Origin of the sequence: Sphingomonas sp., from assembly GCF_048594985.1 — a bacterium.
GTDB lineage: Bacteria > Pseudomonadota > Alphaproteobacteria > Sphingomonadales > Sphingomonadaceae > Sphingomonas_I.
In genome coordinates this window covers 1-11,515 of sequence record NZ_JBMDXG010000124.1, presented here as the reverse complement: position 1 = coordinate 11,515, position 11,515 = coordinate 1, and the positions used below count along the sequence as shown (strand labels likewise).

Genomic DNA, 11,515 nt, shown 5'->3' with positions numbered 1-11,515 from the left:
CGGCGTCGGGATGCTCCGCGAGGAAATCGATCAGGGCGGCCATCGCGCCGGGCTCGGCCACCGTGTCGGGGTTGAGCAGCCAGGCATAAGCCGGCCACTCACCCGTCTGGTCGCGGTGCCAGCGCAGCGCCGCATTGTTGCCGGCCGCGAACCCGCCGTTGCGCGCGACCGGCAGCGCGGTGCACCAGTCCGCCATGCCGCCGTCGGCGACGCCCGCGACGATGCGATCGGCCGAATCATCCCCGGAGCCATTGTCGACGATCACCACGTGCGCGCCGGGCAGAGCGCGCACCTCCGCCTCGACCGAACGCGCGGCGGCGAGCGCGAGGTCGGGCGTGCGGTAGTTCACGATCATCACCAGCACGGGCGCAGGTGCCTTGAGCGTCATTCGTCCCCCTCGCGTGACGGCCTTCGTCGGTCATGCCCATGCCGCGTCTTGTTGACAATGATGCTGTGGTGACCGAGCGGACGGCGCATGAGCGAAACTGCCTATCGAATCGAAGGGGCGACCGGCCCGTGGGAGGTCGTGATCGGGCTTGAGGTCCATGCCCAGGTTACGTCCAACGCCAAGCTCTTTTCCGGCGCCGCGACCGCGTTCGGCGCGGAGCCCAACGCGCAGGTCAGCCTGGTCGACGCCGCGATGCCCGGCATGCTGCCCGTGCCGAACAAGGAATGCATCCGCCAGGCGGTGCGCACCGGCATGGCGATCGGCGCCACGATCAACCGCTGGAGCCGATTCGACCGCAAGAATTATTTCTATGCCGATCTGCCGCAGGGCTACCAGATCAGCCAGCTCTATCACCCGCTGGTGGGCGAAGGCGCGATCGAGATCAGTCTGGACGACAAGGATCCCGTGGGCGCGGTCAAGACGATCGGGATCGAGCGCATCCATGTCGAGCAGGATGCCGGCAAGCTGATGCATGATCAGCATCCGACGCGGTCCTACGTCGATCTCAACCGCTCGGGCGTCGCACTGCTGGAGATCGTCAGCCGCCCGGACATGCGCTCGCCCGCCGAGGCCGGTGCCTATCTGCGCAAGCTGCGTGCGATCCTGCGCTACGTCGGATCGTGCGACGGCAATATGGAGCAGGGATCGATGCGCGCCGACGTCAATGTGTCGGTCCGCAAGCCCGGCGAGCCGTTCGGCACGCGCACGGAGACCAAGAACGTCAATTCGGTCCGCTTCGTCATGGCCGCGATCGAGGGCGAGGCGCGTCGCCAGGTCGACGTGCTGGAGAGCGGCGGCACGATCGTGCAGGAAACGCGCCTCTACGATCCCGATCGCAATGAAACCCGGTCGATGCGCTCCAAGGAGGATGCGCACGATTATCGCTATTTCCCCGACCCCGACCTGCTCCCGCTCGAGCTGGAGGACGCATTTCTCGAGGAGTGCAAGGCGAGCCTGCCCGAGTTGCCCGACGCCAAGCGCCGCCGTTACGAGCAGGAACTGGGACTGACGCCCTATGTCGCCGGCGTGCTGACCGCCGATGTCGAGATGGCACGGTATTTCGAGGCGAACCTCGCCGAGGCGGCGGCGCGCATCGGCCAGCCCGAAAACGCGGTCGCCAAGGCGGTCGCCAACTGGCTCACGTCCAACGCGGCGGGCGTCACCAATGCGCTCAACATCCCGGTGCTCCAGATCCCGGTTTCGACCAACGTCGCGATCATCGCCATGGTATCCGACGGCACACTGTCGGGCGGAATGGCCAAGGAGGTGCTGGAGATCAGCCTGACCACGCAGGACGACCCCGCCCGGATCGTCGAGGAGCGCGGACTGAAGCAGACCAGCGACACCGGCGCGATCGAGGCGGAGATCGCCAAGGTGTTGGCCGCCAATGCCGACAAGGTCGCCGACTATCGCGGCGGCAAGGACAAATTGTTCGGGTTCTTCGTCGGCCAGACGATGAAGGCGATGGCCGGCAAGGCCAATCCGGCGGTGGTCAACGACCTGCTGAAGAAAGCGCTCGACGGCTGAAGTAGCGCGTCGGAGCCGGGCGGTCTTACCGCGCGGCCGCCGGCTCCGACTGCGATGCGAGCATCCGCGCGAAGGCGGGCCCAAGCGTGCGTGCGTAATCGGTCGAGAAGTGGCCGTAATCGGCAAAGGCCGCCTGATCGCCATGCAGATAGGCGCAACGCCCATTCGGGCAAATGAAGGGCGTCAGATCGAACACCGTGACGCCGGGCTCGCGCGCCAGTCGATCAAGCGCGGCAAAGACGTTGGCGAACTGGCGGTGTAGCGCCGCTTCGCTGATCTCGACCTGGTGGACCGGCCGACCGTAGAAGGCGATCTCGCGCGAGACGACGCTCGGCAGCTCGTAATCGGGGCGCGGGATCGGGGTGACCAGCACCACGCGCTTGCCCGCGGCACGCAAGCCCGCGACGGTGCGTTCGAGCCGCTCGATCGCCGGGCGATATTCCTCCTCGGGCAGGGTCTCGCGGCCCGCCTTGTGCCCGATCTCGACGCGATATTGCGGCCAGTTCTGCGCCAGAATCACCGTCGTGGCGCGTGACGCGGCGATGGTCGCGAAGTTGCGCTCCTGCTGGCGGCCGCAGTCATCGCCTTGCTGGACGGGGGCGCAGCCGTAGACGTTGACCAAAAGGCTCGGACGCTGACCCGCCGCCTCGGCCAAGGCGGGCGCGTACATCTGCGCATGGCTGTCGCCCCACAGCACGATCTCGGCCGCCGCCGGGTCGCTGCCGCCCGTCAGCGGGCAGGCGCGGCCGTCGCCGTAGCGGACCGACTGCGTCAGCGGGCATTTCCAGGTGTCCCCCGCTTCTTCGTTCAGCGCGACCACCGCGCGCGGAAAGCGTTCGGGCAGCCCGCGCGTGATCAGCAGGACGGCCGCCCCCGCGAGCAGGGCGCCCGCGCCCACGATGCTGAAGCGCACGACCGCGCGATTGGGGATGCGATGGCGGAAGGGCCGCTCGACGAAGCGCCACGATGCCCAACCAAGCAGGATCGCCATGCCGATCGCGGCCACCGCCTCGGCCACGGTCAGCTCGCGCACCAGCCGGTAGCGCGCGAACACCAAGACCGGCCAATGCCACAGATAGAGCGAGTAAGAGATCAGCCCGACCCAGACGAAGGGCTTGGTGGCCAGCAGCCGCCCGACCGGATGCGGCCCGCCATTGCCCGCCGCGATCAGCATCGCGCTGCCCAGCACCGGCGGGATTGCGGCGATACCGGGAAATGGCGTCGCCGCACTGTAGAGCATGATCGGCCATAGCAGCAGGAGCAGCCCGACCACGCCCAGCAGGCCGCGCGCCTGCTGGTGGCGCACGGGGGGGATCACGCCCGTGGCGAGGATCGCCCCGGCCAGCAATTCCCACGCGCGGCTCGGCAGCAGGTAGAAAGCCGTGTCGGCATACCCCATGCGGATCAGCAGCGCCGCGACCGCGAGCGATCCCAGCCCCAGCAGCACGAACACCACCGCCTTGGCCATGATCGACCAGCGGCGCAGCAGGATCACCAAGAGCGGGAAGAAGATGTAATATTGCTCCTCGACACCCAGCGACCAGGTGTGGAGCAGCGGCATGATCTCCGTATCGGGTTTGAAATAGCCCGATTGCCGCCAGAAGAACATGTTGGACACGAAGGCGAGCGTGGCCACCGTGCTCCGCCCGACCTGCTTGAGATCGGAGGGGAGGAAGAGCAGCAGCGCCCCCGCCAGCACCACCACCAGCATGGCGAACAGCGCCGGCAGGATGCGGCGCGCGCGGCGCAGGTAGAATTGGGCGATCGACTGATCGCGCAGCAGGATCGTCGTGATGAGGAAGCCGGAGATGACGAAAAAGACGTCGACGCCGACATAGCCGCCGGGAAAGAGCCCGACGCCTGCGTGGAAGATGACCACGGACAGGACCGCGACGGCACGCAGGCCGTCAATGTCGGGACGATATTTGATGTGCGGATGTCCCGCCGCCGATTGCGACACGTCGCTCCCCCCTTGCGCCGCCCAATTCGCATAGCCGGTTCGAGGCGGCAAGCGGTGTCACGCAACTGGGTGCTGCGACGCAGCATCGAGCAATCGGCTATAGAGTGATTGGCGGCGCTGAGAACGCCGCCAATCGTTAAATCACCGCTCGAATTCGCTGTCCTGGACGCGGTTCTCGCCGCCGGTACCGGCCGTGCCGGCAAAGTCGCCGGCGCTGTCCTCGACGTCCTCGACGCTTTCGCGCCCGCCGTCATTGCCGGGGGAGACCTGCTCGGGATGATCGGGCGATCCGGCCGGCGGCGAATCGGGATGTGGATCGGGGTGACTGGCCATGGCGCGCTCCTTTTTGCTGGGGTCCGTCCAACGAACGGCGCGGGCGGGCGCTCCCGCAATCTTGCCCTTCGCGGCGTGCTGCTATAAGCGCCCCGCTTCCGAGCAGCGTCCCGCGGGCGTGGCGAAACTGGTAGACGCGCCAGATTTAGGTTCTGGTATCGCAAGATGTGGGGGTTCGAGTCCCTTCGCCCGCACCAGCCGCCGCATTCCGAAGGGCAAACCCCAAGCCGAGGGCTTCGAGTAGATCCATGCAGACCGTCGAGACGTTGAACGAGGGCCTCAAGCGCGCCTATACCCTGACCATCCCGGCCGGCGAGATCGCCGCCAAGGTCGATGCCGAGGTCCGGAAGGCCGCGCCGCAGATCCGCATGCCGGGTTTCCGCCCGGGCAAGGTGCCGGCGAACCTCATCAAGAAGATGCATGGCCCCGCGCTGGAGCGCGACGCGCTCAACAGCGCCGTGCAGGAGAGCATCCAGTCGCTGCTGGGTGAGAAGCAGCTCCGCCCGGCGATGCAGCCGCAGGTCGAGCTGGAGGCCGATTACGAGGCCGGCAAGGACGTCGCAGTCAAGGTCTCGCTGGAGGTGCTGCCGCAGGTCCCGGCGCCCGCGATCGATTCGCTCACGCTCGAGCGGCTGACGGTCGAGCCGACCGAGGAGGAGATCGACGCGCAGCTCACCCGCTTCGCCGCGCAGCAGAAGAGCTTCGAGCCTGCGCTCGACGGCCATCCGGCGGTCGAGGGCGATCAGGTCGTCGTCGATTTCGTCGGCAAGACCGAGGACGGCGTTGCCTTCCCCGGCGGCACCGGCACCGACATGGCGGTCGAGCTTGGTTCGGGCCGCCTGATCCCCGGCTTCGAGGCGCAGCTGGAAGGCGTCAAGGTCGGCGACGAGAAGACGCTGAACGTCACCTTCCCCGCAGATTATGGCGAGAAGAGCCTGGCGGGCAAGCCGGCGACCTTCGACATCGTCGTCAAGGCGGTCAACGTGCCCAAGGACACCGCGATCGACGACGATTTCGCCAAGGCGCTGGGGCTCGAGAGCCTCGACAAGCTGAAGGCGCTGTTCAAGGGCCAGATCGAGCAGGAGCTCAACGGCCTGACCCGAACGCACATGAAGCGCAAGCTGCTCGACCAGCTCGCCGAAGGCCACGACTTCCCGGTCCCGCTGTCGATGGTCGACGCCGAATTCGACCAGATCTGGCGCCAGCTGGAGCATGAGGCGAGCCACGAAGCCGATCCGCAGGCCGCGCTGGCCGAGATGGAGAAGGATCGCGACGATTATCGCGCGATCGCCGAGCGTCGCGTACGCCTGGGCCTGCTCCTGTCGGAGATCGGCCAGCAGAATGGGGTCGAAGTCTCCACGCAGGAGATGGGCATGCTCGCCGCGCAGGCGTCGCAGCAATATGCCCCCAAGGACCGCGAGCGGTTCATGGAATATATCCAGCAGGATCCGGTCGCCGCCGCGCAGCTGCGCGCGCCGCTGTACGAGGACAAGGTCGTCGATTTCCTGTTCGGCAAGGCGACGGTGACCGACCGTGCGGTGACGCGCGCCGAGCTGGAGGCGGCGATCGAAGCCGAGGACGACGGCAGCCCCAAGCCGCACGTCCATGGCCCCGACTGCAATCACGACCACGACCATGATCATGGCCACCACCACGATCACGATCATGCGGCCGAGGTCGCGCCCAAGCCCAAGAAGGCTGCCGCCAAGAAGGCCAAGCCCGCCGCCGAGCCGGCCGTGACCGACGAGGCGCCGGCCGCCGAGGAAGCGCCGAAGAAGGCCCCGGCGAAGAAGGCCGCCGCCAAGAAGGCCGAAGCACCGGCCGACGCTGGCGACACCGTCGAGTCCGTCCCGGCGAAGCCGAAGCGTGCCCCCGCCAAGAAGAAGGCCGAAGCCTGACCCGACCTGTTCGCCCCCTCCCCCGCCGGGCGAGGGGGCGCTAGGATCGCGCAATGACCCCGCGCGTCGCCGTCATCCTGCCCTGCTATAACGAGGAAGCGGCGATCGGCGTCACCGTCGCCGGGTTTCGCGCGGCGCTGCCCGACGCGGCCATTTACGTGTTCGACAATAACAGCCGCGACCGAACGGCCGCGGCCGCGACCCAAGCCGGCGCGATCGTCCGGCGCGAGACGATGCAGGGCAAGGGCCATGTCATTCGTCGCGCCTTCGCCGATGTCGAAGCCGATATCTACGTGATGGCCGATGGCGACGCGACCTACGACGCCGCCGCTGCCCCCACGCTCGTCGCGCGGCTGATCGACGAGCAGCTCGACATGGTCGTCGGCGCACGCGCGAGCGAGGTCGACGCCGCCTACCGCCGTGGCCATCGCCTGGGCAATCGGCTGCTGACCGGGCTGCTCGCGCGGTTGTTCGGGCGCAGCTTCAGCGACATTCTGTCCGGCTACCGGGTCTTCTCGCGCCGCTTCGTGAAAAGCTTCCCGATCCTTTCGACCGGATTCGAGATCGAGACCGAGATGAGCGTGCACGCGCTCGAATTGCGCATGCCCGTGGCGGAGATCGTCACCCGCTATGCCGCGCGGCCCGAAGGATCGGCATCGAAATTGTCGACCTGGCGTGACGGCTGGCGCATCCTCCGCACGATCATCACCCTGTTTCGAGTGGAGCGGCCGGTCCTGTTCTTCGGGCTGATGAGCGTCGCTCTGGTGGCGCTGGCGCTCGTGCTCGCCACGCCGCTCGTCGTCACCTATCTCGCCAGTGGCCTCGTGCCGCGCCTGCCGACCGCGATCCTCGTCACCGGATTGATGATCGTCGCGGTCCTCTGCGGCTTCACCGGCCTGATGCTCGACACCGTGGTGCGCGGGCGGCGCGAGACACGACGCCTGGCCTACCTCACTCTCCCCGGCCCGGCGCCCATGGACACGTTCCCGCAACCGCGATAGCTCCGTCGTGCTACAAGGGGGGATCGACGTGGCATCCGACGGTGCGTCTGGACGGCGGCGGCTCGACTGGATCGATGCCGCGCGCGGAATCGGCATCCTGCTGGTCGTCTACGGGCATGCCATTCGCGGCGTGGTGGCGGCGGGCATGTATCGGTCGCCCGCGCTCGATGCGCAGGATGCGCTGATCTACGCCTTCCACATGCCGCTCTTCTTCTTCGTGTCGGGCCTGTTCGCGGTCCGCCGACCGGACGATCGCGCGGTCGATTTCGTGTGGAGCCGGCTGACGTCGCTCGCCTGGCCTTACCTGCTGTGGTCGGTGGTGCAGAGCCTGGTGACGCTGGCGCTGGCGTCGTCGGTCAACAACAAGATCGGTCGGGGCGATCTGGTCTCGATTCTGTGGCAGCCGGTCGCGCAATTCTGGTTCCTCTACGCTTTGCTGCTCTGCCAGCTTCTCCTTCTCCTGCCGCGTCCCCTTTTCTATGTGCTCGCGCTGGCGGCGGTGCCGTTCACCTATCCGTTCGGCGACAATATCGTGTCGGTCGCGACGCGCGACCTGCCCTATTTCGCCGCCGGCGTGTGGTTGACCGCCGGCGGCCTGGATCGGATCGCGGCGCCGCGACCACGGGTGGTGGTCGTCGCCGTCGCGGCATGGGCGTGCTTTGCCGCCGTGATGTGGATCGGCCCGATGATGGATCATGATCGGTGGGCGTGGGCCACCCGTCTCGCGGCGGCGGCCAGCGGGACGGCGGGCACGCTCGCCATCGCCCGGCTCGTGGCGGATCGCCTGGGCCTTTTGGCCTGGCTGGGCACGCGCGCCATGCCGATCTATCTGCTCCACATCCTGTTCAGCGCCGGCGTGCGGATCGTGCTCCAGCGGCTGCATCTCGGCCTGCCAGGGCCCGTATTGCTCGCGCTCATCACCCTGGCCGGGCTGATCGGCCCGCTGATCGCTTATGAGATCAGCGAGCGGCTGCGTTGGTCGGTCGCCTTGGGCTTCCGCCACGCGCGGCGACGCCCCGCTCGCCCGCCTCTTGAACCTCTCCCGGCAAACGCCGATGTTGGCGTGACCACGAGGGCATAAGGACTGAATACCCCATGACCGACCACGCCGACATCACCGCGGGCCTCGTGCCGATCGTCATCGAGCAGAGCAACCGTGGTGAGCGCAGCTTCGACATCTACTCCCGCCTGCTGCGCGAGCGGATCGTGTTCATCACCGGTCCGATCGAGGACCACATGGCCTCGCTGATCTGCGCCCAGTTGCTCTTCCTCGAATCCGAAAATCCGAAGAAGGACATCTATCTCTACATCAATTCGCCGGGCGGCGTGGTGACGGCGGGCCTCGCGATCCACGACACGATGCAGTATATCCGTCCGCGCGTCGGCACGCTCTGCATCGGCCAGGCGGCATCGATGGGTAGCTTCCTGCTTTCGGCGGGAGAGCCCGGGATGCGGTTCGCGACCACCAACAGCCGGATCATGGTCCATCAGCCCTCGGGCGGTGCGCAGGGCATGGCGGCCGATATCGAGATCCAGGCACGCGAGATCCTGCGCATGCGCCACCGTTTGAACTCGCTCTACAGCAAGTATACGGGCCAGCCGATCGAGGAGATCGAGAAGGCGATGGATCGCGACAAGTTCCTCGAAGCTGACGAAGCGAAGGCGTTCGGCATCGTCGACGAGGTGTTCGACAAGCGCCCCGCCCCGGCCGAGGACGCCGCGCAGGCCGCCTGAGCCAGCTAAGGCGTCGAAGTGCCGTGGGGGGAGCACGAGCGTGGTGACCATCGACCAGCGCGCGGTAGGCCGCGACAATAATTTCAACCTGCTGCGCATGGCCGCCGCGACGGCGGTGCTCGTCTCCCACGCCTGGCCGATCGTGCTGGGCAAGGGGACGGCCGAGCCGCTGGAGGCGCTGACCGGGTACAAGCTCGGCACGACCGCCGTCACGATCTTCTTCGCGGTATCGGGCTTTTTCATCACGAAGAGCTTCCACAATCGCCACTCGCTCGCCGACTTCACGTTGGCGCGCGTGGCCCGGATCTATCCCGGGCTGTTCGTGGTGCTGATGCTGACGGCGTTCGGGCTCGGCCCCTTCTTCACCGCACTGCCGCTCACCACCTATTTTGCCGACATCCACAGCTGGGCCTATGTGCCCATCAACCTGGCATTGTGGCGGCAGATGTGGAGCCTGCCCGGCGTCTTCCTGACCAATCCATATGGAACGGCAATCAACGGATCGTTGTGGACGCTTTTCCACGAGGTGGTTTGCTACGCGTTGGTCGTCCTGTTCACGCTGGTCGGGCTGTGCCGGCAGCGGACCTACCCGATCGTCCTGGCCGGGGCGGTCGCGGCGGCCCTGCTCATCCCGCCGGGCGCGGGGATCGGAATCCTGCGCTTCGCGGCGCCGCTGGCGCTTCCCTTCGCGCTCGGCGCGGGGGCGTACATCTATCGGCGGCGCATCCCGCTGACCCCTATCGCAGTACTGGGACTGGGGGCGCTGGCAGCGGTGGCCTTCGGCACATCGCTCTATCCGGTGCTGCACGCCGTCGCCGTCTGCTATGCGGCATTGTGGTTCGGTTTCGCCGATCTGCCTGGGTTGAGGGCGTATAATCGGTTCGGCGACTATTCTTATGGCATGTACATCTACGGGTTCCCCGTCGAGCAATCGCTGATGGCGCTGATCCCCGGCCTGTCGATCGCCGGGCTGATCGCGCTCAGCGCGCCGCTGACGCTGATGGCTGCGATCGCATCCTGGACATGGGTAGAGGCTCCGGCGCTGGCGCACCGTCATGCGCTCGCCGCGCGCCTGCGGCTGCGGCGAATTCGGGGCGAGGCCATCTAGCATTCGTTTCACCGGGCGGGGTTGAGGCGTTCGCGCCTTGTGCCGCCCCGGTCGCGCCTCCATATTGGCAGGGGCGCCGGCTAATCGCTTGGCAACCACCGCGGGCATAATCAGTTTGCTGCTGCGGAACTGCGGATTAGGATGCCTCCCGACTCGGGTGGCCCGAGGACAAGGATATTATGACCAAGCTCAGCGGCGGCGATTCCAAGAGCACGCTCTACTGCTCCTTCTGCGGCAAGTCGCAGCACGAGGTGCGCAAGCTCATCGCCGGGCCGACGGTGTTCATCTGCGACGAGTGTGTCGAGCTCTGCAACGACATCATCCGCGAGGAGACCAAGGCGGCGTTCGTCAGCCGGAAGGATGGCGGCGTGCCCACGCCCGCCGACATCAAGCAGCATCTGGACGATTACGTCATCGGCCAGCAGCAGGCGAAGCGCGTCCTCTCGGTCGCGGTACACAACCACTATAAGCGGCTGAACCATGGCGCGAAGGGTGCCGATGTCGAACTGGCCAAGTCCAACATCCTGCTGGTCGGTCCCACCGGCTGCGGCAAGACGTTGCTTGCGCAGACGCTGGCGAAAACGTTCGACGTGCCTTTCACCATGGCCGACGCGACCACGCTGACCGAAGCGGGCTATGTCGGCGAGGATGTCGAGAACATCATCCTCAAGCTGCTCCAGGCCAGCGACTACAATGTGGAGCGGGCGCAGCGCGGGATCGTCTATATCGACGAAATCGACAAGATCAGCCGCAAAGCGGACAATCCGTCGATCACGCGCGACGTGTCGGGCGAGGGTGTGCCGCAGGCCTTGCTCAAGCTGATGGAGGGCACCACCGCCTCCGTTCCGCCGCAGGGCGGCCGCAAGCATCCGCAGCAGGAGTTTCTGCAGGTCGATACGACCAACATCCTGTTCATCTGCGGCGGCGCCTTCTCGGGGCTCGAAAAGATCATCGGCGACCGTCTGCAGGGCAAGTCGATCGGCTTCGGCGCGCATGTCGCCGCGCCGGACGAGCGGCGCACGGGCGAGGTGTTGCGCCAGTGCGAGCCCGAGGATCTGCTCAAGTTCGGGCTGATTCCCGAATTCGTCGGCCGTCTGCCGGTGATCGCGACGCTGGAGGATCTCGATGAGGCGGCGCTGGTCAAGATCCTGGCCGAGCCGAAGAACGCGCTGGTCAAGCAGTATCAGAAGCTGTTCGAGATGGAGGGCGTGAACCTCTCCTTCACCGACGAGGCGCTGCACGCGGTCGCCAAGAAGGCAATTGTCCGCAAGACCGGCGCGCGCGGCCTGCGCTCGATCCTCGAAGGCATGCTGCTCGACACGATGTTCGACCTCCCGTCCATGGACGGGGTGGACGAGATCGTGATCGACAAGGATGTCGTGGAAGGCCGCAAGGAGCCGGTCCGCGTGTTCACCGAACAGCGCAAGGCCGGCGATGCCGCCTGATCGGCGCATCTCGGACGCCAAGCATATAAGCCCGGCCAGAGATGGCCGGGCTTTTTGTTGG

At 66.8% G+C, this 11,515-nt stretch carries 10 protein-coding genes and 1 tRNA gene; 8 read left to right on the top strand and 3 right to left on the bottom strand.

Annotated features, from left to right (window positions below; all coding sequences use genetic code 11):
- On the bottom strand, positions 1 to 388 hold a 388-nt coding region (locus ACOJSF_RS04780), incomplete at its 3' end, for a glycosyltransferase (RefSeq protein ID WP_420141086.1).
- 87 nt (positions 389 to 475) lie between these two features.
- Between ACOJSF_RS04780 and gatB the strand changes: the two genes are divergently transcribed.
- Positions 476 to 1,975: an Asp-tRNA(Asn)/Glu-tRNA(Gln) amidotransferase subunit GatB gene (gene gatB, locus ACOJSF_RS04775; RefSeq protein WP_420141085.1), complete on the top strand. Its 1,500-nt coding sequence runs from the start codon at positions 476 to 478 to the stop codon at positions 1,973 to 1,975.
- A 25-nt stretch (positions 1,976 to 2,000) separates the two neighbouring features.
- Here gatB and ACOJSF_RS04770 read toward each other — a convergent pair whose 3' ends face one another.
- Positions 2,001 to 3,935 carry an acyltransferase family protein gene (locus ACOJSF_RS04770; protein WP_420141084.1) on the bottom strand — a complete coding sequence of 645 codons (1,935 nt, stop codon included), beginning with the start codon at positions 3,933 to 3,935 and terminating at the stop codon, positions 2,001 to 2,003.
- A gap of 141 nt (positions 3,936 to 4,076) precedes the next feature.
- Positions 4,077 to 4,268, bottom strand: coding sequence for a hypothetical protein (locus ACOJSF_RS04765; protein ID WP_420141083.1), 192 nt, complete (start codon positions 4,266 to 4,268; stop codon positions 4,077 to 4,079).
- A gap of 112 nt (positions 4,269 to 4,380) precedes the next feature.
- Between ACOJSF_RS04765 and ACOJSF_RS04760 the strand changes: the two genes are divergently transcribed.
- The 7 genes from ACOJSF_RS04760 to clpX all read left to right on the top strand — a co-directional run bounded on the left by ACOJSF_RS04760 (position 4,381) and on the right by clpX (position 11,454).
- Positions 4,381 to 4,465 (top strand) — tRNA-Leu (locus tag ACOJSF_RS04760).
- 51 nt (positions 4,466 to 4,516) lie between these two features.
- The gene (gene tig / locus ACOJSF_RS04755; RefSeq protein WP_420141082.1) at positions 4,517 to 6,166 is read left to right on the top strand and encodes a trigger factor; all 1,650 of its coding nucleotides are present in this window, start codon (positions 4,517 to 4,519) and stop codon (positions 6,164 to 6,166) included.
- 53 nt (positions 6,167 to 6,219) lie between these two features.
- Positions 6,220 to 7,167, top strand: a complete 948-nt coding sequence (locus ACOJSF_RS04750; protein WP_420141081.1) for a glycosyltransferase family 2 protein — start codon at positions 6,220 to 6,222, stop codon at positions 7,165 to 7,167.
- A gap of 28 nt (positions 7,168 to 7,195) precedes the next feature.
- A complete protein-coding gene (locus ACOJSF_RS04745; protein WP_420141080.1) occupies positions 7,196 to 8,248 on the top strand; it encodes an acyltransferase family protein in 1,053 nt (350 codons plus the stop codon).
- Between the two features lie 14 nt (positions 8,249 to 8,262).
- Positions 8,263 to 8,901: an ATP-dependent Clp protease proteolytic subunit gene (locus tag ACOJSF_RS04740; RefSeq protein WP_420141079.1), complete on the top strand. Its 639-nt coding sequence runs from the start codon at positions 8,263 to 8,265 to the stop codon at positions 8,899 to 8,901.
- Between the two features lie 40 nt (positions 8,902 to 8,941).
- On the top strand, positions 8,942 to 10,009 hold the full coding sequence (locus tag ACOJSF_RS04735; protein ID WP_420141078.1) for an acyltransferase family protein: 1,068 nt from the start codon (positions 8,942 to 8,944) through the stop codon (positions 10,007 to 10,009).
- Positions 10,010 to 10,188: 179 nt separating this feature from the next.
- A complete protein-coding gene (clpX, locus tag ACOJSF_RS04730; protein WP_420141077.1) occupies positions 10,189 to 11,454 on the top strand; it encodes an ATP-dependent Clp protease ATP-binding subunit ClpX in 1,266 nt (421 codons plus the stop codon).
- Positions 11,455 to 11,515 lie beyond the last annotated feature (61 nt).